Here is a 24,279-nt window from a genome sequence, read left to right on the forward strand (position 1 = left end):
AAAAAGCCGTTGATCCACGAAGCGATGATCGCTGAATGGCCAAGGTCCGATAAACACGGGTTGCTCGAGAGGCGGCGAGGGCTTTTTGGACTAACCCCGTTTTACCCATTTGCGCAACACGGCATACAGCGTGGCCGGCAGAATGGGCTTGCTGATATGGTCAACCATGCCGGCATCCAGGCAACGTTGCTTGTCTTCATTCATCGCGTTGGCGGTCATCGCAATCACCGGCAAGTCCTTGCAGGCCTCCATTTCCTTCAGGCGCCGTGTTGCCACGCAGCCGTCCATGACCGGCATTTGCACATCCATCAACACACAATCGTAGCGGTTGGACTGCAACTTGATCAACGCAACTGCCCCGTTCTCGGCCACATCGACTTCCAATTGCAATTTTTCCAATAATTCCTGGGCGACGATGCGATTGATTTCATTGTCCTCGACCAATAGCACGCGCGTACCCCGCAGGGCTTGATATTCAGGGGTGTTGATATTGAAGCTGTCCTGCCGCGCGGTGGGCTGAACGCTGGTCAGTTCCGTGATGCCCAGCTTCACGGTAAAGATGAAGTTGGAGCCGACATTTTCGATGCTGCTGAGCCTGATCGATCCTCCCATTTGTTCGATCAATTGCTTGGAAATCACCAGACCCAAACCGGTGCCGCCGTAATTGCGCGTCACGCTATTGTCGCCTTGAGCAAAGGCCTGAAATAAATGTTTTTGCTGTTCGGAGCTGATGCCGACACCGGTATCGCTGACACAAAATTCCAGACAGATATGCCGGGTATCTCTGTGCAGCTCGGTCAACGTGATACGCACTTCGCCGCGCTCGGTAAATTTGATCGCGTTGCCGATCAGGTTGATCAATATCTGGCGTAGGCGGTGAGGATCGCCGATCACCGCATGATAGACGGTGATAGGGGGATGTATCAGCTTGAGGTTTTTACGCGCGGCTAATTGCATCATCGTGGCATAGACCTGTTCGAGCATCTCTTCCAGCAGAAACGGAATGTTTTCCAGCTGCATTTTGCCGGCTTCCATTTTAGAAAAATCGAGGATGTCGTCTATGATCGTCATCAAGGAACGGGATGCGGTTTCCACCCGTTGCAGGTATTCGTGTTGTTTGTCGGTCAGGTGAGTATTCAGGCATAACTCGACCAAGCCGATGACGGCGTTCATCGGCGTGCGGATTTCATGGCTCATATTGGCCAAAAAGGCACTTTTCGCCTGGTTGGCCGCTTCCGCTTCTTGTTTGGCAAATTCCAATTCCCGCGTGCGCGAATTGACTGTGTTTTCCAAATAGGACTCGTTCAGCTGAATTTGCTGCAACATGCTATTGAAGGCCTCGGATAAATCTCGGATCTCATCGTCGCCGGCATAATTGAAACGGATGCTGTAATCGTGATCGCGTTCAATCTGCCGCGCGGTGTCGGCCAATTGCAAGATTGGGCCCAATAATGAGCGTTGCAGGCGCATGACGAACAAGGCCGCCATGCTCAACGCAACCAATACGATAGCCGAATCGATCACTGTCTCGCTGATCAAGGCAAGATAGGGGCGATAAAGATCGGCCGTCAGCGTGATGCGACCGACGATGCTTTGATTGTTGTAATAGATGACTCGATGAACCGAGCGGGTTTTGGGAACGAATGCCGGCCAATCACCGCGGGCGTGATGATCCGGGTTGGCGTAGCTGGCGAACGTGTCGCCGGATGCCGTTTGAATGACGGCGGAAATGATGTCGGGATCGTGGGTCAGGGCGTCTAGTATCTCTTGGGTGGTTTTCTTGTCTTCGAACAGCAGGGCAACACTGCTGTTCTGCCCTATCATATCCGCAGTCAGTTTGAGTCTATTGTCCAGATCATGTTGCAACTCTTCGTATTCGCGTATCGAGAGGGTCAGCGTCGCCAGCAGCAGCGTCAATATCGCCATTAGCCCCAAAATCTTGGATAACTTTTGCGTGATCGAAATCCGCGGATTTTTGAATGGTTTCATTCCAGTATTTCCGCCATGCGTAGTAGTTTTGAACTCAGTTTTAATCCGGCCCGCTTCACGGCGGTCAAATTCACCACCAACTTGAGCTTATTGTCTCTTAGCGTGAATTCGATCATGCCGCCTTGACGGGCAAAGTCTTCGATATCGCTGACCAATAGCACATGGTTGTTTTTGGCTTGGTCCAATAACGTTTGGCTAAGCGCGCTTAAATCGCTCAGGAACAGGATTTGGCAATGTTGTATGGGAGGGTTTTCCGCCAGCAGGACATGCACGGTTCTGCCGTCGATTTGCAAGCCGCTCAGTACCGGAAGATAGGCACGCAGCGGGCTGTCGCCTTGTAAGCAAATGGTCACGGGCGTTGGCGTGGGCCATTCCGCCAGTTCGGCAAAATGAAACAGATAGGCGGTCTTCAGCTGATATTCGCGGTTGACTAGGTTGGTGTCGGCGGCATGGCTGCCACAACATATACATAGGCCTAGGCCTATGCTGAGGAGCAGTGTTTTAAGCAATGCTCTGATCACGACCCAATCTCAGAAACGCCAGGACATTTGCGCTAGATAAGCACGCTCAATCTGGCTGAAGGCAGTAATGTAAAAGACATCGCTGAATTCAGGGTGGTGGCTGTCGAGTAGGTTTTGCCCGCTGAGCGAAAACTCCAGATCCTTGTGGGGATGCCAGCCCAGGCGTAGATCCAGCGTGAAATAATCGGGGATCGTGCGGCCGTCGACATAAATTTCATCAACATAGCGCGCCCATGCATCCAGTTCGATCTCGTTGGTGACGTTGTATAGCGAGCGTAGCGATAAGCTATGTTGCGGGTTTTGGTGGATCTCGGTCAAGGGATCGCGAAACCAGGGTTCGTTTTCATCATACCGGGCCTCGAATTGATTCGCGCTGTAGGAAGCCTGCCAACGCCAGTCAGGATTGATCCGATAGTTGGCGGCCAATTCCAGGCCGTAGCTTTTGACTTGCCGGAAGTTGCCGACGGCGCCGTCCCGGACCACGGTGCCGCTATTGTCGATAGTGTAAGGATTGCCAACGAATTTGGTGCCCTGCATCTTATCATAGATGTTGTAGAACAACGCGGTATCGACATCGAGGCTATGACTGATTTGCCAGCGCCAGCCCAGTTCGAAAGCCAAAAGATTTTCGGTTCTCATGTCCGGGTTGGTGAGCGCATTGCCGAACACTGGCGGATTGGTGCCGGGAAGCTGCTTGAACAAATGAATGCTGTGCTGGGCGCGATTCGGCAGTACCACCGCGCGGGAGACGGCCGCCCACAGGCTGTGCTGCTTGTTCGGGGTCCACAACAGGCGAGCATTGGGTTCGGTTTCCCAGCCGGTATAGGTAAAATGCTCCACCCGATTGCCCAGGATCAAGGAAAGGTTGTCTAATAGGTCGATCTGATCTTGTAAAAACACGCCGATATTGTGCTGCGTAAATTCGAGGGGCGTGTAACCCACTGTCAGCGTGTTTTCAAAATTATCGTGTATGGTTTGGTAATTCAGGCCCCACAGCAGGTGATGGGCATCGTATGCAGGCAGATTGTGTTGAAAATCCAGCACAAAATGGGATCGGTCCATGCCATTCATCGCCAGATCCCAGCTGGTTTGCGTGAATGCCATGTTGACATCCCAATTATGACCGCTATCGGTCCTATGTTTCCAATTGCCTTGCAAACTACCCGTCACGCCTTCGCGGCCAAAATCGTCATTGCGCCAGCGCAGGGGGTCGAGTGATGTGACGCCGATGAAGTAACCATGGAAGCGATAGCGTGTCACATTGGCTTCCAGCATCAGTTGATCGTGTTCGCTGAGTTGGCTGTCCAGGCGAAAATTGCCGTTTTGAGCATTGCCATCGTCGTGGGTATCCTGATTGCCGGTCAAATCCATGCTGGCATCGCGATGAAGCGTATTCAAGGTGCCGCGTAAATAAGTCGATTCGGATAAGCGCGTGCCATAACGCAGGCCGCCGAAACCCTGTTCTTCACTGCCGCCGCCGCCATATAAAAGACCGCCTTGGGTGTCGCGGGCGGAGCGGGTGATGATGTTGATGGTGCCGTTGACCGCGTTGGCGCCCCATAGACTGCCGCTGGGGCCGCGTAATACTTCGATGCGTTCTATGTCTTGTAGCGAAGGATTTTGCTGTCCCCAATAGACGCCGCTGAACAATGGATCGTAAATACTGCGCCCGTCTATCATGACCTGCAGTTTGTTTGAGTACAGATCATTGAAACCGCGCGCGCTGATGGCCCAATTCCACGAATTGATTCTGGCGACGTTCATGCCCGGCACCATCCGTAATAGCTCGGGTATGCTCGTTACCCCGGAGCGTCTGATGTCCTCGGCGGTAATGACAAATGCGGCGGAGGGACTATTCTTTACCGATTGCTCCTGGCGCGCCAGACTGGAGACGTCGAGATCCGTCAGTTCTTCCCAGCTCAACGGCAACAGCTCTTGAGTCGATTGCATCGGATCGGTCGCGTCTTCCGCGGCAAATGCGGTGTCAACCGCTGTTAGTAACAGCAAACCTAACAGCAATGCAATGCAGCGATTTGTTGAAAAAAGCATCATGAGAGTCTGGGAGGAGGGCTTATCCGGCTGATTATAAGTGAGCTTACCTCATTGTTGTAATTGTCTGAAGCGTTAATGTTGAAATGTTCTATAGAGCCGGTCCCGTGCGGGATCGGTGAAAAAACTTGCGTACTGGGTTCTTAGCTTATGCTCAGGTGAGGCTTGTTGAAGGGGCGCGGAGACGTTGATTCATGTCTTGTTCTGCCACCCGCAGTCGCTGTCGGATACGAACGATTTGACGGGAATCGCTATTTCGGAACGTTATTGGGCGCAATCCTTATTGCCTAAACCAGTTCAACGCGCCTTGCGCGGCCGCTCGACCGCTGGCCAGGCAAGCGGTCAGTAAATAACCACCGGTCGGCGCCTCCCAATCCAGCATTTCGCCGGCGCAGAAAACGCCGGGCAATTTGCGCAGCATCAAGCCTTGGTTCAGTTCGGGGAAAACCACGCCGCCGGCACTGCTGATGGCTTCTTGAATCGGGCGGGGGGCGTACAGTGTGATCGGCAGGGATTTCAGGGCTGTCGCGAGTCGGGTCGGGTCGGCCATTGCGGCGGGATCGAGTATTTCTCGCAATAAGGTCGCCTTGATACCTTCGATGCCGAGGCGTTTACGCAGATGATTGCTCAAGGAGTCCTTTCCGCGCGCTGCCGACAGGCGATCGAGGATGTTTTGCTGCGACCGGTTGGGTAGTAAATCCAATGCAATCGTCACCGAACCTTTGATGGCTATTTGATCGCGCAGCGGTGCAGACACGGCATAGATCAATCCGCCCTCCAATCCGTAATCGCTGACCGTCAATTCGCCTTGTTGCCGGATTGACTTGCCGTGTGCATCAGTAAAGGCGAGGTTTACCGATTTGAGCGGTTGGCCGGCAAAGCGCTGGCGAAAATAATCGCTCCAACCGGTTTCGAAGCCGCAGTTGGCCGGCCGCAACGGCGCGATCTCGATGCCACGCGCCGTCAACAAATCGACCCACAGGCCGGTCGAACCCAGTTGTGGCCAGCTTGCTCCACCCAGGGCCAGCAGGGTCGCATCGGCATCGATGACGCGTTCGCCGTTGGGAGTATCGAAGCGCAGGGCATGATTCGCCCAGCCTAGCCAGCGATGGCGCATGTGAAGATGCACGCCGTTGGCGCGCAGGCGGTGCAACCACGCACGCAATAGCGGCGCGGCTTTCATGTCGGTCGGAAAAACTCTGTCAGAACTGCCGACGAAGGTGTCCAGTCCTAATCCCTTGACCCAGGTTCGCAACGCATCGGGCGTAAATTCGGTGAGCAGAGGTTCCAGTTCTGCTTGTCGCTCGCCGTAACGGGATAAAAATTGCGCGAAGGGCTCGGCGTGCGTGATGTTCATGCCGCCTTTGCCTGCCATCAAAAACTTGCGTCCCGCAGAGGGCATCGCGTCGAAAATATCGACGGCTAGTCCGGCTTGACTCAAAACTTCGGCGGCCATCAAGCCGGCCGGGCCTGCGCCGATGATGGCGACGGATTTTTTAGCTGAGGGCATAGCAGATAAAGGTATTGGAAAAATAACGTAGCCACGCGGCGCTACTCTGCCGTTAAGTTAAGTCGTCATGCCGGCCGGAAAGACGGGATTTTCTTAACTTAGGAATGAACACGAAATAATCTATGCAAGTATTCGGTGTAGGTGCGGATTTATCCGCATAGTGCGAATGAATTCGCACCTACCATTGTCTAGCTTATTTCTCACACACTCCTTAATGGGGCTGTGACGTAGCGGTAAGGTGGCATCGAAGGTACTTTGGATTACATCGAGGCTGGCGATTTCAGATATGCTGGTCGCATTCGCCGATGTCCTCGAACCAAACATGCGGCGACTCTTTTATGAAACGTTTCATCAGCGCGATGCAATGGGGGTCGTGCATCTCGACGACGTTGACGCCGGCCTCGCGCAGCCAGTCCAGATGCCCTTCGAAGTTTTCTGCTTCGCCGACCACGACGGTTCCGATGTTGAACTGCCTAATCAAGCCGGAGCAATACCAGCAAGGCGCCAGCGTCGTCACCAAAATCTTGTCGCGGTAGTTGGTTTGCCGGCCGGCCTTGCGGAAGGCGTCGGTTTCGCCATGCACCGATGGATCGTTGTCCTGCACGCGGCGGTTGCGGCCGCGGCCCAATAAGTTGCCGTCGGCATCGAACAAGGCCGCGCCAACCGGCACGCCGCCTTCTTCGAAGCCTATTTGCGCTTCTTCGTAGGCGATTGCCAACAGGTTTTCGTAGTTCATAGGGTTCTCCCGAAGTAGCCTCGATGCAGGGTAACGGAATCGAGGAAAACAGCTTTGATTAAACGCGGCTCTGCGGCGTTATATCTATGTTGTGTGTTGCAACGGAAACCGGTCAGGGTGCTTGATCCTCTCCACCGTCAAATCCACATCGATTTCCGGCCAATAAAAATGATTCGGTTAAGGCTCTTCGACGTGGATAATGGATTTGCCGGGTTGATGTCTAAACCAAGGAAAATCGTCGTAGGACAAGAATAATTCTTCGGTTTGAGTCAGCAACCAGACGCCATGGCTGGAAATAGGCGTGACCTCAACTGGGGGAATGTTTTTGCCAAGCGCTAACGAGCTCATCGCGCCAAAAAATTCCTCAACATATCGTGCCCGTGCTCGGTCAAGATCGACTCGGGATGAAATTGCACGCCTTCGACATCCAGGGTTTTATGGCGCACGCCCATGATTTCGTCGATGTTGCCGGCGGCATCCTGGGTCCAGGCCGTGATTTCGAGGCATTCGGGCAGGCTCGCTTGTTCGATGACCAAGGAATGGTAGCGAGTCGCCGTGAACGGATTGCTCAGGCCCTTGAATACGCCGACATCGTTGTGGAACACCTGCGATACCTTGCCGTGCATGATTTGCTTGGCGTGGACGATGTTGCCACCAAAGGTATAACCTATGCTTTGATGGCCCAGGCAGACCCCCAGAATCGGGTATTTGCCGGCGTAGCGGCGTATGGTTTCCACCGAGATGCCGGCTTCCTTCGGCGTGCAGGGCCCCGGTGAGATGACGATCTTGTCCGGGCGCAAGCCTTCGATGTCTTCCACCGTGACTTCGTCGTTGCGCACCACGATGACCTCGGCGCCGAGTTCGCCGAAATATTGCACCAGGTTATAGGTGAACGAGTCGTAGTTGTCGACCATCACCAGTCTGACGGCGCTCATGCTTTTCCTCCGAGGCCGGCTTCGGCCATGCTGACGGCGCGGAACACCGCGCGGCCCTTGTTCATCGTTTCTTCCCATTCACTACGCGGCACCGAGTCGTAGACGATGCCGGCGCCGGCCTGGATATGTAAGGTTTGGTCTTTGATCACGGCGGTACGGATTGCGATCGCGGTATCCAGATTGCCGGACCACGAGATATAACCGACCGCGCCGGAATAGATGCCGCGCTTGACCGGCTCCAGTTCGTCGATGATTTCCATCGCCCGGATCTTGGGCGCGCCGCTGACGGTGCCGGCCGGGAAGGTCGCCGCCAGGACGTCGAAGGCGTTCTTGCCGTCCTGCAGTTCGCCGGTCACATTAGACACGATGTGCATCACGTGCGAGTAGCGTTCGATGATCATCTTGTCGGTCAGTTTGACGCTGCCGATCTTGGCGACCCGGCCGGTGTCATTGCGGCCCAGGTCTATCAACATCAAGTGTTCGGCGATTTCCTTGGGGTCAGCCAACAGCTCTTTTTCCAGCGCCAGATCCTGTTCGTGGGTTTCGCCGCGGCGGCGGGTGCCGGCGATCGGTCTGACCGTGATTTCGTCGTCTTCCAGCCGCACCAGGATTTCCGGCGACGAGCCGACGATGTGGAAATCCTCCAGGTTCAGGTAATACATGTACGGCGACGGATTCAGGCAGCGCAGGGCGCGGTACAAATCCAGCGGTGCGGCGCTGAACGGGATCGACATGCGCTGGGATAGCACGACCTGCATGCAGTCGCCGTCGGTAATGTATTGCTTGGCCTTGCGCACCGCGTCTTCGAAACCTTGCTGGGTGAAGCCGGAGACGAAATCGTCTTCCTGCACATGCTTGCTGGTCGAGTGCGGCTTGGGGTGGGCGTGCGGCTCGCGCAATTTCGCGACCAGCCGGTCCAAGCGAGCCTTGGCGTTATGGTAGGCGTTGTCGTGGGACGGATCGGCGTGGGTCAACAGCAGCATTTTGCCGGACAGGTTGTCGAATACCAGCAAGTCCTGCGACACCATCAACAGGATGTCCGGCGTGCCGATGGGGTCGGGCTTGTCACTCGCCCGCAAGCGAGGTTCGATGTAGCCAATCGTTTCGTAGCCGAAATAACCGACCAGGCCGCCGTTGAAGCGCGGCAGCCCTTCGACATCCGGCACTTTATATTGTTGGCGAAATTCCTCTATCCATTCCAGGGGCTTGGGATGCTCGAAACTTTCGGTTGCGCCCTCTTTTTCCAGCGTGATTGCATTGCCGCTGATTTTGACCCGTGTCTTGCACGGCAAACCGATGATGGAATAGCGTCCCCACTGCTCGCCGCCATGCACCGACTCGAATAAATAGGAATAAGGGCCGTCGGCCAGTTTTAGGTAGGCGCTGAGCGGCGTGTCCAGGTCGGCCAGCACTTCGCGGCAGACCGGGATGCGGTTATAGCCCTGTTGGGCGTATTCGGAAAATTGCGCGGGAGTCATGCTGTTATGTTGGGGTTGCTGTCTGTATGGGCAGGCAAAACGCCGACTTGCTGTGATTGTGCCAAAAACGGCTTTCGATTATATCGTTTTTCGTCCGTTTCGGCTTCGTTATAAAATCGGCGAATTTATCGCAAGGGATACCCTCATGAAACTGGTTACATGCATTTTTAACGGGCAGACAGTCGTTGGCGCCTGCGTCGATGATGGCGTGGTGGTCGCTACCGGCCATATCGAGCATGCCGACAACATGCTGGCACTTTTATCTGCGGGCGAAGCCGGCCTGCAAGCCATGCGGGGCTTGATCGCGTCGGGCCAGCACCGCGTAGGCTTGGATCAGGTGAAATTATTGGCGCCGATTCCAAGACCGGGCAAATTTCTCGGCATTGGCCTCAATTATGCCGATCATATCAGCGAAACCGGACGCGACAAACCGGACTATCCGACCTTTTTTACCAAGCAAAGCACTTGTGTCATCGGTAATGGCGCAGCGATTCATGTGCCCGACATCTCCGAAAAGGTCGATTATGAAGGCGAATTGGCGTTTGTGATTGGCCAGCGTTGCAAACACGTACCGGTGGAAAGGGCGCATGAAATGATCGCCGGTTACACGATTTGCAATGACGTCACCGTGCGCGACTGGCAGCAGCGCACGCCGACCTGGACGCTGGGCAAGTCTTTCGATACTCACGGGCCGATGGGGCCGTGGCTGGTCACGGCCGACGAAATCCCAGATCCGCACAATCTGAGTCTGAAAACCTGGGTGGACGACGAATTGCGGCAAAACGCCAGCACTGGCGAGATGATTTTCAATTGCTATGAAATGGTAGCTTATTTGAGCCAGGCTATGACCTTGGAGCCGGGGGATGTGATCAGCACCGGCACGCCGGCCGGCGTTGGTGTCAAAATGAAGCCGCGCGGCTATTTGAAGCCAGGGCAGACGGTACGGATAGAAATCGAGGGCATAGGCATGTTGACAAACCCGGTCATTGCGGAGCCGGCGGGATTTTGCGTGCAATAGCGGGTTAAGCGTCGATTAAGTCTCTATTGGCTATGCTGGCATCAACCTAAAAACAGCACTAGTCCACGAAAAACACGAAATACACGAAAGCAATCAATGCGTTATCAACTTTATGCCTTCAGTTGTTGGGTGGCATTGTTCGAGGTGATAACGGTTTTAAATTTTTCGTGCTTCTTTCGCCCGAGCTCAGGGCTGGTTTTGTGGCTTTCGTGGACAAAAGTCTTTTTCCAGGATCAACAAAAACTAACAGGCATTGGCCTAGAGGCATTTATGAAAAAGCTGGTTTTGCTTTTTTCCATGCTCGTCGTCGGATTGGCGGGATGCGCGCATCCCGGTTATCAGCGCAGTTATGTCGGCTACAGCAGTGGCTATAGCGGCGGCTATGGCGCGTATCGCTATTCCGATTACCCGTCTCGCACTTATTATCAGCCGGGAGGCGTGATTCGCTACCAGCAGTATTATGCGCCAGCGTATCCGCCCCATCACCATGATCATGGCCATGAGCGTTATGGCAGGCGCGATTGGGATGGGCCTGCCAAACAATATAGAAGCGAGCGTTGGAAACCGAACATGCCGCATAGGTCCTGGCAAGAGCGGTCCGATAGGCCCGGGCAGGCCTGGACATCCGAGGCCAGAAAACGCAAGTCCATGATAGAGTCCAGGCGATTTCCGGGGTTTGAAAGACGCGCGGGCGAGGGTGGACGAGGCGATGTCAGTCGCTCGCAACGCCGAATGGAATCAGGGATGGACTTCCGGCGGGAAAACCGGGATCGCCAGCGTCGGAACAGGGATTAGAGTTCGACCCGAATGCCCAGTTCTATGACGCGCTCGACCGGAATCCTGAAGAAGGCAATCGCGCTGGCGGAATTATGCGTCAAAAATCTGAATAACGATCTTTGCCAGCCTGGCATTGGATTATTGCGGCGGAAAGATAGACGCTCGCTACCGATGAAAAACGAGACGGTCTTTGGGTTGATATCAAGGCCTTCGTGACAGCACAATTGTAACGCTCGACGCACATCCTGTTCTTCCTGGAAGCCGAAATACAGCTTCACGCGGAAAAAATTGCCGGTGTCGCCAAACGAGCGAATCTTCACGCGATGAGCTTCGTCGACATAAGGTTCTTCCTTGGTGACGATGGTCAAGACGATGATCTTTTCATGCATCACATGGTTATGCTCCAGGTTGTGCAGCAATACCTGCGGTACCCCATGCAGACTGCGTGCCATGTAGATGGCCGTGCCGGGCACCTGGGCCAGCGGACGATCCTTCAATTGTTCCTGCAGATCCTCGAACAAGATCCGTTTTTCGTCCAGATATTTGGCCAGCATTTCCTTGCCTTTGATCCAGGTGGTCATCACCGCAAACAGCGCCGCGGCAACAACCAGCGATAACCAGCCGCCGTTAGGTATTTTGAGGCTGTTGGACAGCAAAAACATCAAGTCGATAAATAAAAACACCGACAGAAAGGCGATGCTCGTGAATTTGTTCCATTGCCACAAGGCTTTGATCACGATGAATGCCAGTATGGTATCGACGATCATGGTACCGGTTACCGCGATCCCATAGGCCGAGGCCAAGGCGGATGAATTTCTAAAGCTGACGACCAAAATCAATACCGCCGCCATCAATGACCAGTTGATCACCGGAACAAATACGCGTCCCGCTTCGGCGTTAGCGGTATGCCGGATTTCCATGCGCGGACAGTAGCCCAGCTGAATTGCCTGGCGCGTGACGGTAAATGCGCCAGAAATCACGGCTTGCGAGGTAATCAGAGTGGCCAATGTCGCCAGCAGCAACATCGGATACATCGCCCAGCTCGGCGCCAGCAGATAAAAAGGGTTGCTCAGTGTTTCCGGGGCGTGTATCAGTAAGGCCCCTTGGCCAAAATAATTGAGTAGCAGGGTCGGAAACACAAAGCCAAACCAGGCCAGGCGTATGGCCTTGAGGCCGAAATTGCCCATGTCGGCATATAAGGTTTCGGCGCCGGTGATGGCGAGCACCACGCCGCCCATGATCACAAAGCCCTTCCAGCCCAGTTCCGCCAGTAGGTTAAAAGCATAATAAGGATTGACGGCATTCAGCACATCCGGATGTTTGGCGATATTGATCAGTCCGAGCAGGCCCAGCGTTGCAAACCAGACGCACATCACGTGCGGAAAAAACTTGTTGATTTGGCGGCTCCCTTTGGTCTGCAGTACGAACATCGCGATCAGCAGTATCAGGGTTAGCGGAATCACCAGATTCTCGAATCGGGGCGAGGCGACTTTGATGCCTTCCAGCGCGCTCACGACGGAAATGGCTGGCGTGATGATGCTGTCGCCATAAAACAGCGCGGCACCCAGCAGACCAAGGGTTATCACGAGTTGTTTGCGTTCGGGATGATCACGGGAACCTTGAAGGGCGAGGGCCATTAGCGCGATGATGCCGCCTTCGCCCTTGTTGTCCGCGCGCATGATGAAAACGGTGTATTTGGTTGCCACCACCAGCGTCAAGGCCCAGAAAATCAGGGATAGCACGCCTAAAATATGCGTGGCATCGTTGGCGACGCCACCATGAAATATTTCCTTTACCGCGTACAAAGGGCTGGTGCCGATGTCGGCGAAAACGACGCCAATCGCTCCAAAGGCCAAGGTGGAAAGCGGTTGTTTGGATTGGATGGGGTGATTCAAGGCCATAGGACAGCTACGGAAAAGAGACGTGTGTGGAAATTATGCCACAGATTGTGATTTTTACGCTAAATTGTCGCGCTGATGATCTTTGCCGGACACGCTAAATTACCGAGACATTCACGCTGACGTTGGCTCGGTTTATCTATTACAATGCGTAGAATTTTGGCCGGTTTTTCAAAACTGTTTTATGTTTCCATTCAAAAGCAACGAGGGTGCTTTGCAGAACAACGATTGGATATTTTTCGGTGGATCGTCGAATGGTGAAACTAAGCCAGGGGGGCGGCCTTGGCTGGAACTCTGGGGGGAAGAGCGTCCGCGCAACATGTTGGTGTTGTTGACGTTATTCGTATTGCTGGTACACGTTTGGCTGTTCACCTGGTTGATGCGGCGCCCGGAAGAAAAGCTTACCGAGGCGGTACCGTTGGTCATGGAGGTGTCGATGATAGCCATGTCGGCGCCAAAACCGGCGACCGCGCCGCCCAAGCCGGCACCACCACCTCCGCCGCCGCCGGAAAAAAAGCCGCCTCCGCCTAAAAAGGTCAAGCCCAAGCCGGTCGTGAAGAAGCCGGCGCCGGTGGTGCAAAAGGCGCCGGACTTTGCACCGCAGGAAGAGGTAGAGCCGGTTCCTGCACCCGTGCCGCAAGCCGCTCCGACAACGCAAACGAGCAGCAGCGCGAGCACGACGACATCGACGACGAGTCAGGCCACGTCGGCAAATACGGCGGAAACCTTTACCGAAGCCAATTTCCGAGCCAACTATGCGCATAATCCCAAGCCGGACTACCCGACGATTGCGAAAAGTCGGGGCTGGCAGGGTAAGGTCCTATTGAGAGTCAAAGTATCGGCGCAAGGGTTGAGCGATGATGTGACGGTGGAACAATCCAGCGGTCACGAAATACTCGACGAATCAGCGGTGGAAGCTGTTAGAAAGTGGCGGTTCATCCCTGCCAAGCGGGGCGAGACCCCTGTAGCCAGTTCGGTCATCGTGCCGATTGTTTTTACTTTGCGCAATTAAAATCAGGAGACTTTAATGCCTTTTCATTTCGAAACTGCCTTCATCATCGATGGCACTTTGTACACGTTGCTGGTGTTCTCGTTGGTAACGTGGACATTGATCTTTTTCAAAGTCTGGCAGTTCGCCAAAAACAACTATTACAACAAACGCTACGGTACCGCGTTTTGGAATGCCACGGACCTGAAAGCGGCCGAACAATTGCCCGAAGAAACGAAACGAGGCACCAAATCCCGCGTCGCCGCTTGCGGCTTTGCCTGGCTGGCGGAATTGAAAGATCCCGTCGCGGCGGCTAGTCTGAAATTTCGCGGTTCGCCGCAGGATTTGCTGGAGCAAGCTCTGAAAAAACAGACGCAAGACGAGCAAAAACGCATGGAAAGCGGTTTGACCATGTTGGCCAGCATAGGCAGCACCGCGCCGTTTGTCGGTCTGTTCGGCACCGTGATGGGGATCATGAACGCGATGCATGATATTAGCGCCAGTGGTTCGGCCAGTCTGGACGTGGTCGCGGGTCCCATCGGCGATGCCTTGATCGCCACCGCGATCGGTATCGCCGTGGCCGTGCCGGCGGTATTGGCCTATAACTTTTTTCAACGCCGCGCCAAACATCATCGGGCTTCGCTCGAACATTTTGTCGACGGTTTCTTACACATTGCCTTTGGCGAAAGAACTACGAAGGAGTAGAGCACTCGATGGGATTTAAGACGCAAGCAGACGACGATGAAGCGGTAAGCGAGATTAACGTCACGCCGCTGGTGGATGTCATGTTGGTACTGGTGATCATATTGTTGGTCACGGCACCCTTGTTGACACAATCAGTGAACGTGGCGCTTCCCAAAACCGCATCCACTACCCCTGATACCGAGAAACAGCCCATGCAACTGGGCATCGACGCCCAAGGCGGCGTCACGCTGAATAAAAATCCTGTCGCCGATTTGGCCGCGCTGGAAAAGACGCTGCAAACCGAATTGGTCGCCAACCCGGAACTGACCGTGCACGTTTACGCCGATCAAGCGGTCAATTACGGCAAGGTCGCCGAAGTGATGGCAGCCGTGCAGCATGCCGGCATCTCCAAACTGGCCTTTGTGACCCTCGAACAATAGTCCGGTGGTGGTCGGCTGTGCTGTGAGCCTGGTTCTCAGCCTGCCGGCTTGTTTTTGACACCTGTGCTTTTCTCGATGAATTCAATCATCAAACGTGCGATGTCTTTGCCGGTAGCTTTTTCTATGCCTTCCAGACCGGGTGACGAGTTGACTTCTATGACCAGCGGTCCGCGGTTCGAGCGCAACAGGTCAACGCCGCAGACATCCAACCCCATGATTTTCGCCGCCCTGACCGCGGTGGCGCGTTCCAGCGGCGTCAGGCGTTCCACGCTAGCCGTGCCCCCACGGTGCAGGTTGGAACGAAATTCGCCTTCCCGGCTTTGACGCTTGATCGCGGCGACCACCTTGTCGCCAATCACGAAGCAGCGAATGTCGCTGCCTCTGGCTTCCCGGATGAATTCCTGCACCATGATGTTGGCGTTCAAACCCATGAAAGCCTGAATCACGCTGCGGGCGGCGTTGTCGGTTTCCGCCAGCACCACGCCTATGCCTTGCGAGCCTTCGACCAGCTTGATGACCAAGGGCGCGCCGCCGACTTCGGCGATCAAGTCGTCGATGTTGTCCGGATTGTGGGCAAAGGCGGTGATCGGCAAATCGATATCCTTGCGGGCCAGCAATTGCGTGGAAGCCATTTTGTCGCGCGAGCGGCTGATGGCGGCGGAATTGTTCAGGCAGAACGTATTCATCACTTCGAACTGCCGTAAAACGGCGGTGCCATAAAACGTGATCGAGGGGCCTATGCGGGGAATCACGGCGTCGTAATCGGCCAGATTTTCCCCCTGATAATGAATCGACGGTTTCATCGAAGTGATGTTCATATAGCAATGGGTCGGGTCGAGTACCCGAGCCTCATGGCCGCGAGCCTTAGCTGCTTCCAGTAGGCGCATGCTGGAATACAGCGAGGCATCGCGTGACAGAATGGCGATTTTCATTCAGAAGAGATCGGGCGCGTTTTACAATACGATCGTATCGAAACTGGATACCTGGCGATGTTCGGCCCGAGGGTCCAAGGCTTGCTCCCGTATCAGCCAGCAGGTGTTGAAGCCGGCCGCTTTGGCCGCGTCGAGCTCTTCCTTGATGTCGGACAAAAACAGAATCTGTTCGGCTGGCATAGTGATTTGCTGGGCGATGGCCTGATATGAGCTTGCTTCCTTTTTGCCGCCGATATGGGTGTCGAAATAACCGGAGAACAACGGCGTCATATCGCCATAGGCGGTGTGGCCGAATAGCAGTTTTTGCGCATGCACCGAGCCGGACGAATAGACGTATAGCGCATAACCTTGCTGTTTCCAGGCTTTGAGCTGCCGCGCGGCGTCTTCATAAATATGGCCGTCGAAATCGCCTTTTTGATAGCCGGCTTCCCAGATCAGACCTTGCAGGGATTTGAGCGGGGTGATTTTTTGGTCGCGATCTATCCAGTCAAGCAGCTGCGCTATCAACGCCTCGTCGCTCAGTTCGGCGCCGGCTTCGCGGCGGGCGTCCGCCATCAGGCGCGCGACTTCGGGGTCCTGGGCATGTTGCCTGACGTAATCCGGCAAATGCGTCCGGGCATAAGGAAACAATACATCCTTGACGAAGGACAGCGACGATGTCGTGCCTTCGATGTCGGTAACGATGGCTTTTATCATAGCGTCGCCAGATATTGATCAAAGTTTGGAAAACTGTCGGCAATTTTGTCGCCGGTATATTCGGCGACCCAGCCATCCTCCGTCGTGAACAGGCGTATGCACTTGAAAGCCGGATTTGCGCCCATGTCGAACCAGTGCTTGGTGTTGGCAGGCACGCTGATCAGATCGCCTTGTTCGCACAGTACCGCGTAGACTTTGTTGCCTACGTGCAAATTGAACAGGCCGCGGCCTTCCACGAAAAAGCGCACTTCGAAGTCGCTATGGGTATGTTCCGACAGGAATTTCTGCCGCAACTGCTCCTTGTTGGGGTGATCGGCATTGAGGCTGATGACGTCGGCAGACTGGAAGCCATATTGTTTTTTTAGCCTGTCGACCGAGGCTTGATAGGCGTTCAAGACGTCTTGCGCGTCCGCGTCGGCACCGAATTCGCATTCGGCCTGCCAGCGCTCGAATTGAACGCCTATGGCAGCCAATTCTTCGGCAATGGCGGCAAAATCGCGCGTAGTTGTGCCATCTTGCGCGCTGGCGGCTGGATAAATGGTTAGTGCACTCATGCTTTTTTTACTCCGTGCAGACGTATTTCACAATCGAATAAAAACTCCAGGGCTTCCAGATGACGCAGCGTATCCGCCACCGAGGCGCCCCAGGTGTAAAAGCCGTGACCGGCGATCACGTAGGCGTGGATGTCGCCATGCTGGTCCAGATAATCTTCCACCACAGCGGCCAGGCGCTGAATGTCCTGGTCGTTGGGGAAAATCGGAATCGTGACGCGAGTTTCGTGAGTATCGATGCCGACCAAGGCCTTCAGCAATTCGTAGTCTTCCAGCACGATTTCATGTTTGAACAAGCGCGCGGCCAAGGTGGCGTTGATCGAATGCGGATGTAAAACCGCCTGGATGTGGGGATAACGCCGATACAGCGAGGTATGCAGCAAGGTTTCCGCCGACGGCTTTTTGCCGTCCAGGGATTGCCCGTTGGCGTCGATCAGCATGATGTCGTCGCGTTGCAGGTGGCCTTTATGCCGGCCCGACACGGTGATGGCGATGTTGCCGTCGGCTAGGCGTGCGGAAAAATTGCCGCTGGTGGCCGGCACCCAGCCTTTGCTGTCGATGAAGCGCCCGGCGGCGATCAATGCGTCGGCCTTGCTATAAAATTCGTCGGTTTTCAAGGTCATGAGGGGTGGTTTTGCGGAATGCAAAAGAAAGAAAAGCGAGTTGGCCTGTAAGCCGGGTTCTGTCGAGAACAGCCATTCATCTAGGCGCTTGGTCACCCAAGCGCTCAAGCAATCTACCCAGGCGCCGCGCGGGCCACGCGTATGCGCCTCTATTTGATCTTGCTCCGGGTGGGGTTTTCCCTGCCACGCCTGTTACCAGTCGCGCGGTGCGCTCTTACCGCACCATTTCACCCTTACCGGGCCGTTGCCGGCCAGGCGGTATATTTTCTGCGGCACTTTCCGTAGGCTCACGCCTCCCAGGCATTACCTGGCACCCTGCCCTATGGAGCCCGGACTTTCCTCCCTCCCACTGATGCAGGACGGCGGCTGTTCGGCCAACTCTGCTGGCGATTATACAGAAGTTCAAAAGCAAAAGGGGGGAGGAAATGCAGGACAGGGGAACGGGCGCTGTACGGGAAAAAATGAAGCCTTTTGCTCCGGAACGTATCGGAGTGCAATAGCATCAGCTATTGCACGGGTTTGAATGCGACGCAAGCGACAGTCGATGTCTATCGATATACGTCGTTACCAGCAAAGGGGATTAGCCTTGAGCTTCGCTGATCTTTTTTTCACGTTCTTCGCGGGCATGCTCCAGTTTGGCGAAGATTCTCAAAATGTCGGTGGCGGACAGGATGCCGACCAGTTTGTTGTTTTCCACTACTGGCAACGCGCCAATGCGGTGTTCCGCCATCATTCCGGCGGCTTCTGATAACAGGGTTTCTGGCGTGACGGTATACACGCCGCGATGCATGATGTGGGCGACCTTTTGCGATACCACGTGTAACTGGGTGTTGTCCTTGTTGGCTTCGACGGCGTTGGAATTGCTTTTGGGGCCCAAGGCTTTGTACAAATCACGGTCGGAAACGATGCCGACCAGCTTGCCTTTCTCGACCACGGGCAGGTGGCGAATTTTTTCGTAGTGGATCAAAAAGAAAACCCGATCGATCAAATCACCGGGTTCAACGGTAAATACTTTGCTGGTCATCAACTCGGCGACGCGCATGCTGTTCTCTCCTGAATAAAAAATAGCCGCACAGAATAAGTAAATCGGGCCTGCTTGACAAGAACGGAGTTGAGCCAAAAATCCCGTTTGAAGTGCGGCGCCTTGCCGTCAGTGGCTTTGTTGCATGTCCAGGGCGGCTTGATACAGCAGTTTTTTGCGCTGGCCAGTGATTTCGGTTGCTAACGCCACCGCGGATTTTATCGAGCATTCCTGCAACAGCAGGCGCAAGATTCTGAGCTGTTCGTCACTGACGGCGTCATCATCGGATGTGACTGGGTTGCCGGCGACGATGACGACGAATTCCCCCTTGCGCATGTTCTCGTCGCTTTGCACGCGCTGTAAGGCGTCCGCCAATGGCGCTTTGAGAATGGTTTCATGCAGTTTGGTGATTTCGCGGGCGATCACAATCTCGTGCTCGGCGGGGAAAATCTGCGACAGATCTTCCAGCGCGGCTTGAATGCGGTGGCTGGACTCATAAAAGGCCCACGTCGAACAGTCCTTGAGTTTGCCCTGAAAGAAATTTTTTCGCGCGGAAGACGTGCGCGGCAGAAAGCCTTCGAAGGTAAAGCGGGTGACAGGCAGGCCGGACACCGACAGGGCTGCGATCAACGCGCAGGCACCGGGAATCGGCGAGACCTCCAGTCCTTCCTGCCGAGCGAGTTTCACCAGCGGCAAGCCGGGATCGCTGAGCAAGGGGGTTCCTGCATCGGAAACCAGCGCTATCGACTGGCCCGCCTTGATTTTGTCCACCAGGCCTTGCGAGGCCTTGTCTTCGTTATGTTGGTGCAGTGATACCAAGGGTTTGTTGATGCCATAATGCTGCAGCAGCATCTTGACGTGGCGGGTATCCTCGGCGGCGATCAAGTCGACTTGTTTCAGCACCTCGAGCGCGCGAAAGCTGAAATCCGCCAGATTACCTATTGGTGTGGCAACCACGTATAATTTCCCGGACATCTGTATCAAAAGCCCTCCGCCGCAATGTCTGATTCTGAGTATTTCATTATGCCCCGTCGCTTGGGGCTTTGCTGGATTTTTGCCATGGTGTTGCTGGCGTCATGCAGCAGCGAGCCGGTAAAAGATACCGCGCAAGGGGAAACCCCATACCAGCGCCGGCAAGCCCAAGTGGCCAAGCCAGCGGTGAAAAGTTATGGCTTGAAGGACGATAAAGGCAGTCGGCGTTTATTGAATGCCGAAACCTTGGTTCAGTCCGGAGATAGTCAAGCGGCCCAGGCCGAACTGGATTTGATCAATCAGGCCGAATTGTCACCGGAGCAGCGTGGCAAATTCAATTTACTGGGCGCGCAGATTGTACTCAGCATGGGCGATGCCGAGCAGGCGTTGCAGCAATTACGGCAGATCCGTCCTGCATTGCTGGCGCAGCCGGATAAGATCACTTATTACCAGTCGCTGGCGTTCGCTCATTCTTTGATGGGTGATGCGCTGCTGGCCGTCAGCGCCCGGCTCAAACTGGATAATCTGTTGCAAAAGCCCGAACAACGGCAAGCCAATATTTCCGCCATCATCGACATGCTCAGCATGCTGCCCGAGGCAACGTTGATAGGGCAGCCGGAGCTGGCCGGCGAATTGAAGGGCTGGATGGCTTTGGCCAAAATCCTGAAACAGCGTAATCAGGCCGGCGTCGACATCAACGAACGCATTCAGCAATGGCGTTTCGATTACCCAGGACATGCCGCCAACGCCGAGTTTTTGCAAGCCTATTTGGCCGTGCCGGTCGCGGCCGATCAAAGCGAGGAAGCCAGCCCGGAAACGGCCACCCCGGTAAGCGAAGCCGGCCTGTTGGCCGTGTTGCTACCGGCTTCCGGGCCCTACGCGCCGGCCGGCAAAGCCATCAGGCAAGGTCTGGAAGCCGCCTACCGGCTCGCCGCCAGCACCACTGCTCGTTTGCCGCTGAAGTTTTACGATAGTGCGCAAGATGACATCGTCAGCGTTTACCAGCAGGCCGTGGCCGAGGGCGCCAAACAAGTGATCGGGCCGCTGGTCAAAGAACAAATTCAGGCATTGGCGGCGAGCGCCGACTTGAGCGTGCCGGTGCTGGCGCTGAATCACGTGGAAAATCTGAGTCAAACCCATTTGTATCAATTCGGCCTGAGTCCGCTGGACGAAACCGAAGCACTGGCGACCAAGGCGCAACGCGACGGTCGCCGGAGCGCGCTGGTGCTGGTGCCCAACACTTCGCAAGGCCAGCGCATCGGCAATTATCTGATGTCGTCCTGGCAGAGCAAGGGCGGAACCGTTGCCGGCATCCAGAATTATGACCCCAAACAACACGACATCGGCGCTATGTTGAATCAGCTGATCGCGTCTTCCGCCTATCCCTCCGGCCAGACGCCGCCGCGCGCGATCTTGCTGAGCGCCAACGACGATGCCGCCCGCGAGCTGGCGCCGCAACTCAAATATCATCAAACCGACGACATCGCCGTCTACGCGATGCCGACCATTTATGCAGGCCGGCCCAGCCCTGTTCAGGATGCCGAGTTGGGTTCCTTCAGTTTTTGCGACATGCCGTGGCTGTTTGAGGACTATTATGCCGGCGCGTTGAGCCAGTCGGCGTTACGTGAGAGTCTGCGCGGGCTGTCGGATGCGCAGACCCGGCTGGTGGCGCTGGGTATCGATGCCTACAATCTGCTGGAGCATTTGCCTGAATTGGCCAGCACGCCTTATGCCGGGGCGACCGGCCGCTTGGGTTTGAATGGCGAAAATCGCATCACCCGCCAGCTGGTTTGCGCCCAATTCAAGGGCGGTGTCCCGGTAGCCAGTGGTTTTGCCGAATGAGTCTATTCGACAAAGCCAAGCCCGCTCATTTGCAGAAGGGCGATAACGCCGAACGGCTGGCGCTTGAATTCTTGCAAAGCCAGGGTTTGCAATGGGTCTGCGCTAATTTCCGCTGCAAGGTCGGTGAATTGGATTTGGTGATGCGCGATGGCGAAGCGCTGGTCATCGTCGAAGTGCGTTTTCGCCAATCCGAGCAATTCGGCGGGGCGCTTGCCAGCATCACCCGACAAAAACAGGCGCGCATCGTCGCCGCCACGCAACACTATGTCATAATCAACCGCCTGAGCCATTGCGCCATCCGCTTCGATGTGGTGGCCGTGTCCGGCGATGGCCGCATCCACTGGATTAAAAACGCATTTCAAACCTGAACACGCTATGAGCTTACAAGACCGCATCATCAATCATTTTACCGACAGCATCCAGACCAAGCAGGACGCGATGACCAGCTTGTGCGAACTGATCGAGTTCGCCTCGCAAAAAATCGTCGAAGCGCTCGTCAACGACAAGAAGGTGCTGACTTGCGGTAACGGCGGCTCGGCTGGCGATGCGCAGCATTTTTCCTCGGAAATGCTGAATCGCTTCGAGCGCGAGCGGCCCGCGCTGCCGGCGATTGCGTTGAGCACGGATACCTCGACCATCACTTCGATCGCCAACGACTATACCTATGACGAAATCTTCGCCAAGCAAATCCGCGCGCTGGGCCAGCCCGGCGACATTTTGCTGGTCTACACCAGCAGCGGCAATTCCGGCAACATCATCAAGGCCGTGAAAGTCGCGCATGACCGCGACATGACCGTGATCGCGCTGAGCGGCAAGGACGGCGGCATCCTGGCCGGCACCTTGAACGAGGCCGACATCGAAATCCGCGTGCCGTCGATGTCCACCGCGCGGATACAAGAAGTGCATTTATTGATCTCGCACTGTCTGTGCGATCTGATCGATCACCAGTTATTCGGGGGGTAGTTCTTTGTCGCCTTCTCCTTTATGCCCTGCGGGTGAAGCGGGAGAAGGAGTTATCTTGACTTTACGGCACCTTCCGTCGGCAGCCGGAACCAGCCCCCCCCAAGGAGGGATCGAAGCTTGCCATCCACGGCACTGGTACAGCTTGCGGCCAATTTCCCTCGAACTCAGCCTTTGCGCCGGGTGAAAGCACCAAAGCCGGCCAGCGCGCTGGCAAACAAGTAAAACGCGCCGGGTAAGGGCACGGGCGCTGCCGGGATTGGCGTCATGTGCCAGGCCAGAGCGTAATCCCAATTAAAGTTGGCGGTTTGGCCAGATTTGACCAATAACTCGTAACTATGGCCCATCGCCAGGGCGACCCACAGGTTTTCACTGTTGTCGATGTCGCTATTCGAGAAGGCGGTCGTGCTTTGAGTGGTGACGTCGAACAATTCCAAATCGAGGTCATGCAAGGTGGCGGTCAAATTGCTATCGTTGGAAATACCGATGTTCCATACCAGGGACGCCGCCAAATTTAAATCCGTTGCCGCGTCGAATTTGTAGGTGGCCGTTTTGTTGCTGCCTTGACCGCCGCCAAACGCGCCATCGTAATCGAAACCCGATAAATCAATCCTTCCGCCTCCCGTATGATCATCTTCGGCGCTGCCTTGTTCGCCGGCGGCAATGATTTGATAGCTGTGCAAGACGTTCAATTGGCCGGCGCCGAACCGGTCGTCCAGGCCATTCTGGGTGGCATGGCCGCCGCTTCGGTAATCGGTGATATTGGCGTTCGTAGAGCTGTTGTCCGTCACGCGATCGGCGCCCGCCATCAGGGCGGCCTTAACGGTTTCCGCGCGCTCGGCGTTATAAATCGTGCCAACCCCGGAAACGGTGCTGGAGCCATGGGACAGGCTCGAACCGCCAGCATGTCCCGTTTCGACCAATAAGGCCGACGCAGCCGCGACTAGCGGCGTGGCGGCGCTCGTCGTGGATTGTGGCGCGACGAGATCCGGACGCGTCCTGCCGGCGGTATAGACGCTGTCAACCGCATCGGCGCCGCGATCCTGTCCGCCATCGGTCCTGCCTACGGCGATGACGTTGTAAGCGCTGCCGAGTAGTGGATTGACACTGAGCCCATTGGCCATGCCGACCACCTGGATATATTCATTGCGCTGCACTTCGCGGTCTGCCAAGCGCAGTATCTTGCCGCTGTCGCTTGGGGTGTTGCCGTTGCCGACCCAGCTATGGTTGGCGATTCTGCTGGCATTGACAGGCGCCGACACCGTATTGGCGACAAGGCTGCCGATCCAGTTGTTCGTTTCGTAACTGGTAATGGTGTCGATGCCGTAGGCCATCGCCGAGTTGCCATAAAAGCGGGCGCCTACGCTGGTTGCATGGCCAGAAGCCGAAGTGCTGGCGGGGCCGGGGAAAAGAAAGGTTTTACCTGAAAATTGAGGGTTGTCGGTATCCGGCGCGTAGACCGGATAGGACGGGTCGGCATAAGCCACCGAGGAGGCTTCGACCTGAGCCACATGGACGCCGGCACCGGTCGGCGTATTGCCGCCCAATTGATCGACCAATGCGGTATAGCCAATATCGTCTTTGTAATCCGCAAAAACAGCTTGTGTCCAGCATAAGGCCGGCAGAGCGTACAGCCAGTATTTTTTAGTCATTCTCATC

24 protein-coding genes and 1 other RNA gene are annotated in these 24,279 nt (G+C 55.5%); 8 read left to right on the forward strand and 17 right to left on the reverse strand.

Annotated elements, in window-relative coordinates; genetic code table 11:
• Window positions 1-90: 90 nt before the first annotated feature.
• The 8 genes from NM686_RS00485 to trpE all read right to left on the reverse strand — a co-directional run bounded on the left by NM686_RS00485 (window position 91) and on the right by trpE (window position 9,218).
• Complete coding sequence (locus NM686_RS00485) at window positions 91-1,989, reverse strand: response regulator (RefSeq protein WP_255189985.1); 1,899 nt, start codon at window positions 1,987-1,989, stop codon at window positions 91-93.
• Window positions 1,986-2,510 (reverse strand): YfiR family protein, encoded by a 525-nt coding sequence (locus NM686_RS00490; RefSeq protein ID WP_255189986.1) that lies wholly within the window; start codon window positions 2,508-2,510, stop codon window positions 1,986-1,988. Before NM686_RS00490 ends, NM686_RS00485 begins: the two co-directional genes overlap by 4 nt.
• Before the next feature lie 9 nt (window positions 2,511-2,519).
• A complete protein-coding gene (locus tag NM686_RS00495; RefSeq protein WP_269022132.1) occupies window positions 2,520-4,562 on the reverse strand; it encodes a TonB-dependent receptor plug domain-containing protein in 2,043 nt (680 codons plus the stop codon).
• 277 nt (window positions 4,563-4,839) lie between these two features.
• Window positions 4,840-6,069 (reverse strand): TIGR03862 family flavoprotein, encoded by a 1,230-nt coding sequence (locus tag NM686_RS00500; protein WP_255189988.1) that lies wholly within the window; start codon window positions 6,067-6,069, stop codon window positions 4,840-4,842.
• A gap of 280 nt (window positions 6,070-6,349) precedes the next feature.
• Window positions 6,350-6,805 carry a nucleoside deaminase gene (locus NM686_RS00505; protein ID WP_255189989.1) on the reverse strand — a complete coding sequence of 152 codons (456 nt, stop codon included), beginning with the start codon at window positions 6,803-6,805 and terminating at the stop codon, window positions 6,350-6,352.
• A gap of 177 nt (window positions 6,806-6,982) precedes the next feature.
• The gene (locus NM686_RS00510) at window positions 6,983-7,153 is read right to left on the reverse strand and encodes a hypothetical protein (RefSeq protein ID WP_255189990.1); all 171 of its coding nucleotides are present in this window, start codon (window positions 7,151-7,153) and stop codon (window positions 6,983-6,985) included.
• Complete coding sequence (locus NM686_RS00515) at window positions 7,150-7,740, reverse strand: anthranilate synthase component II (protein ID WP_255189991.1); 591 nt, start codon at window positions 7,738-7,740, stop codon at window positions 7,150-7,152. The genes NM686_RS00510 and NM686_RS00515 overlap by 4 nt, the downstream gene beginning before the upstream one ends.
• Window positions 7,737-9,218, reverse strand: a complete 1,482-nt coding sequence (gene trpE / locus NM686_RS00520) for an anthranilate synthase component I (RefSeq protein ID WP_255189992.1) — start codon at window positions 9,216-9,218, stop codon at window positions 7,737-7,739. Before trpE ends, NM686_RS00515 begins: the two co-directional genes overlap by 4 nt.
• A gap of 145 nt (window positions 9,219-9,363) precedes the next feature.
• Here trpE and NM686_RS00525 point away from each other — a divergent pair, with 145 nt between their 5' ends.
• Together NM686_RS00525 and NM686_RS00530 are read left to right on the forward strand one after the other, a co-directional pair.
• Window positions 9,364-10,236 carry a fumarylacetoacetate hydrolase family protein gene (locus NM686_RS00525; protein WP_255189993.1) on the forward strand — a complete coding sequence of 291 codons (873 nt, stop codon included), beginning with the start codon at window positions 9,364-9,366 and terminating at the stop codon, window positions 10,234-10,236.
• A 270-nt stretch (window positions 10,237-10,506) separates the two neighbouring features.
• Complete coding sequence (locus tag NM686_RS00530) at window positions 10,507-11,031, forward strand: hypothetical protein (RefSeq protein WP_269022136.1); 525 nt, start codon at window positions 10,507-10,509, stop codon at window positions 11,029-11,031.
• On the opposite strand, the gene NM686_RS00535 is transcribed toward NM686_RS00530, so the two are convergent.
• Window positions 11,028-12,914, reverse strand: a complete 1,887-nt coding sequence (locus NM686_RS00535; RefSeq protein WP_269022138.1) for a potassium transporter Kup — start codon at window positions 12,912-12,914, stop codon at window positions 11,028-11,030. The two genes, NM686_RS00530 and NM686_RS00535, sit on opposite strands and share 4 nt — an antisense overlap.
• Window positions 12,915-13,095: 181 nt before the next feature.
• Here NM686_RS00535 and NM686_RS00540 point away from each other — a divergent pair, with 181 nt between their 5' ends.
• Genes NM686_RS00540 through NM686_RS00550 form a run of 3 tightly spaced genes read left to right on the forward strand, consistent with a single transcriptional unit; the run spans window position 13,096 to window position 15,023 of the window.
• A complete protein-coding gene (locus NM686_RS00540; RefSeq protein ID WP_255189996.1) occupies window positions 13,096-13,923 on the forward strand; it encodes an energy transducer TonB in 828 nt (275 codons plus the stop codon).
• A gap of 15 nt (window positions 13,924-13,938) precedes the next feature.
• Window positions 13,939-14,604 carry a MotA/TolQ/ExbB proton channel family protein gene (locus tag NM686_RS00545; protein WP_255189997.1) on the forward strand — a complete coding sequence of 222 codons (666 nt, stop codon included), beginning with the start codon at window positions 13,939-13,941 and terminating at the stop codon, window positions 14,602-14,604.
• Between the two features lie 8 nt (window positions 14,605-14,612).
• Window positions 14,613-15,023 (forward strand): ExbD/TolR family protein, encoded by a 411-nt coding sequence (locus tag NM686_RS00550; protein WP_255189998.1) that lies wholly within the window; start codon window positions 14,613-14,615, stop codon window positions 15,021-15,023.
• Window positions 15,024-15,058: 35 nt separating this feature from the next.
• Here NM686_RS00550 and rimK read toward each other — a convergent pair whose 3' ends face one another.
• From rimK to rsmI, 7 genes are all read right to left on the reverse strand, one after another.
• Window positions 15,059-15,955 (reverse strand): 30S ribosomal protein S6--L-glutamate ligase, encoded by an 897-nt coding sequence (gene rimK / locus NM686_RS00555; RefSeq protein ID WP_255189999.1) that lies wholly within the window; start codon window positions 15,953-15,955, stop codon window positions 15,059-15,061.
• 21 nt (window positions 15,956-15,976) lie between these two features.
• Window positions 15,977-16,651: an acireductone synthase gene (gene mtnC, locus NM686_RS00560; protein WP_255190000.1), complete on the reverse strand. Its 675-nt coding sequence runs from the start codon at window positions 16,649-16,651 to the stop codon at window positions 15,977-15,979.
• Window positions 16,648-17,205 carry a 1,2-dihydroxy-3-keto-5-methylthiopentene dioxygenase gene (locus tag NM686_RS00565; protein ID WP_255190001.1) on the reverse strand — a complete coding sequence of 186 codons (558 nt, stop codon included), beginning with the start codon at window positions 17,203-17,205 and terminating at the stop codon, window positions 16,648-16,650. The genes mtnC and NM686_RS00565 overlap by 4 nt, the downstream gene beginning before the upstream one ends.
• Window positions 17,202-17,825, reverse strand: a complete 624-nt coding sequence (locus tag NM686_RS00570; RefSeq protein ID WP_255190002.1) for a methylthioribulose 1-phosphate dehydratase — start codon at window positions 17,823-17,825, stop codon at window positions 17,202-17,204. Before NM686_RS00570 ends, NM686_RS00565 begins: the two co-directional genes overlap by 4 nt.
• A 32-nt stretch (window positions 17,826-17,857) precedes the next feature.
• Window positions 17,858-18,207: RNase P RNA component class A (gene rnpB, locus NM686_RS00575), an RNA gene on the reverse strand.
• A gap of 198 nt (window positions 18,208-18,405) precedes the next feature.
• Window positions 18,406-18,867, reverse strand: a complete 462-nt coding sequence (locus NM686_RS00580; RefSeq protein WP_255190003.1) for a CBS domain-containing protein — start codon at window positions 18,865-18,867, stop codon at window positions 18,406-18,408.
• Window positions 18,868-18,975: 108 nt separating this feature from the next.
• Entirely contained in the window at window positions 18,976-19,821 is an 846-nt protein-coding gene (gene rsmI / locus NM686_RS00585; protein ID WP_269022142.1) for a 16S rRNA (cytidine(1402)-2'-O)-methyltransferase, read from the reverse strand.
• A gap of 48 nt (window positions 19,822-19,869) precedes the next feature.
• On the opposite strand from rsmI, the gene NM686_RS00590 reads away from it, so the two are divergent.
• The 3 genes from NM686_RS00590 to NM686_RS00600 are packed head-to-tail and all read left to right on the forward strand — an operon-like array spanning window position 19,870 to window position 22,623.
• Window positions 19,870-21,660 (forward strand): penicillin-binding protein activator, encoded by a 1,791-nt coding sequence (locus tag NM686_RS00590; protein ID WP_269022144.1) that lies wholly within the window; start codon window positions 19,870-19,872, stop codon window positions 21,658-21,660.
• A complete protein-coding gene (locus NM686_RS00595; protein ID WP_255190006.1) occupies window positions 21,657-22,028 on the forward strand; it encodes a YraN family protein in 372 nt (123 codons plus the stop codon). The genes NM686_RS00590 and NM686_RS00595 overlap by 4 nt, the downstream gene beginning before the upstream one ends.
• A 7-nt stretch (window positions 22,029-22,035) precedes the next feature.
• Window positions 22,036-22,623: a phosphoheptose isomerase gene (locus NM686_RS00600; RefSeq protein WP_255190007.1), complete on the forward strand. Its 588-nt coding sequence runs from the start codon at window positions 22,036-22,038 to the stop codon at window positions 22,621-22,623.
• A gap of 164 nt (window positions 22,624-22,787) precedes the next feature.
• Here the strand turns inward: NM686_RS00600 and NM686_RS00605 are convergent, their stop codons facing one another.
• A complete protein-coding gene (locus NM686_RS00605; RefSeq protein WP_255190008.1) occupies window positions 22,788-24,272 on the reverse strand; it encodes a S8/S53 family peptidase in 1,485 nt (494 codons plus the stop codon).
• Between the last annotated feature and the right edge of the window lie 7 nt (window positions 24,273-24,279).

It is taken from the genome of Methylomonas rapida (assembly GCF_024360925.2).
Classification (GTDB): domain Bacteria; phylum Pseudomonadota; class Gammaproteobacteria; order Methylococcales; family Methylomonadaceae; genus Methylomonas; species Methylomonas rapida.

What these genes read in the sequence shown, in the direction of transcription:
- mtnC (WP_255190000.1), bottom strand. Translation starts at nt 16,651, where the DNA reads ATGATAAAAGCCATCGTTACCGACATCGAAGGCACGACATCGTCGCTG.
- NM686_RS00525 (WP_255189993.1), top strand. Translation starts at nt 9,364, where the DNA reads ATGAAACTGGTTACATGCATTTTTAACGGGCAGACAGTCGTTGGCGCC.
- NM686_RS00510 (WP_255189990.1), bottom strand. Translation starts at nt 7,153, where the DNA reads ATGAGCTCGTTAGCGCTTGGCAAAAACATTCCCCCAGTTGAGGTCACG.
- NM686_RS00535 (WP_269022138.1), bottom strand. Translation starts at nt 12,914, where the DNA reads ATGGCCTTGAATCACCCCATCCAATCCAAACAACCGCTTTCCACCTTG.
- NM686_RS00485 (WP_255189985.1), bottom strand. Translation starts at nt 1,989, where the DNA reads ATGAAACCATTCAAAAATCCGCGGATTTCGATCACGCAAAAGTTATCC.
- NM686_RS00580 (WP_255190003.1), bottom strand. Translation starts at nt 18,867, where the DNA reads ATGCGCGTCGCCGAGTTGATGACCAGCAAAGTATTTACCGTTGAACCC.
- NM686_RS00570 (WP_255190002.1), bottom strand. Translation starts at nt 17,825, where the DNA reads ATGACCTTGAAAACCGACGAATTTTATAGCAAGGCCGACGCATTGATC.
- rsmI (WP_269022142.1), bottom strand. Translation starts at nt 19,821, where the DNA reads ATGTCCGGGAAATTATACGTGGTTGCCACACCAATAGGTAATCTGGCG.
- rimK (WP_255189999.1), bottom strand. Translation starts at nt 15,955, where the DNA reads ATGAAAATCGCCATTCTGTCACGCGATGCCTCGCTGTATTCCAGCATG.
- NM686_RS00530 (WP_269022136.1), top strand. Translation starts at nt 10,507, where the DNA reads ATGAAAAAGCTGGTTTTGCTTTTTTCCATGCTCGTCGTCGGATTGGCG.
- NM686_RS00595 (WP_255190006.1), top strand. Translation starts at nt 21,657, where the DNA reads ATGAGTCTATTCGACAAAGCCAAGCCCGCTCATTTGCAGAAGGGCGAT.
- NM686_RS00495 (WP_269022132.1), bottom strand. Translation starts at nt 4,562, where the DNA reads ATGATGCTTTTTTCAACAAATCGCTGCATTGCATTGCTGTTAGGTTTG.
- NM686_RS00550 (WP_255189998.1), top strand. Translation starts at nt 14,613, where the DNA reads ATGGGATTTAAGACGCAAGCAGACGACGATGAAGCGGTAAGCGAGATT.
- NM686_RS00505 (WP_255189989.1), bottom strand. Translation starts at nt 6,805, where the DNA reads ATGAACTACGAAAACCTGTTGGCAATCGCCTACGAAGAAGCGCAAATA.
- NM686_RS00605 (WP_255190008.1), bottom strand. Translation starts at nt 24,272, where the DNA reads ATGACTAAAAAATACTGGCTGTACGCTCTGCCGGCCTTATGCTGGACA.
- NM686_RS00590 (WP_269022144.1), top strand. Translation starts at nt 19,870, where the DNA reads ATGCCCCGTCGCTTGGGGCTTTGCTGGATTTTTGCCATGGTGTTGCTG.
- NM686_RS00565 (WP_255190001.1), bottom strand. Translation starts at nt 17,205, where the DNA reads ATGAGTGCACTAACCATTTATCCAGCCGCCAGCGCGCAAGATGGCACA.
- NM686_RS00540 (WP_255189996.1), top strand. Translation starts at nt 13,096, where the DNA reads ATGTTTCCATTCAAAAGCAACGAGGGTGCTTTGCAGAACAACGATTGG.
- trpE (WP_255189992.1), bottom strand. Translation starts at nt 9,218, where the DNA reads ATGACTCCCGCGCAATTTTCCGAATACGCCCAACAGGGCTATAACCGC.
- NM686_RS00600 (WP_255190007.1), top strand. Translation starts at nt 22,036, where the DNA reads ATGAGCTTACAAGACCGCATCATCAATCATTTTACCGACAGCATCCAG.
- NM686_RS00500 (WP_255189988.1), bottom strand. Translation starts at nt 6,069, where the DNA reads ATGCCCTCAGCTAAAAAATCCGTCGCCATCATCGGCGCAGGCCCGGCC.
- NM686_RS00545 (WP_255189997.1), top strand. Translation starts at nt 13,939, where the DNA reads ATGCCTTTTCATTTCGAAACTGCCTTCATCATCGATGGCACTTTGTAC.
- NM686_RS00515 (WP_255189991.1), bottom strand. Translation starts at nt 7,740, where the DNA reads ATGAGCGCCGTCAGACTGGTGATGGTCGACAACTACGACTCGTTCACC.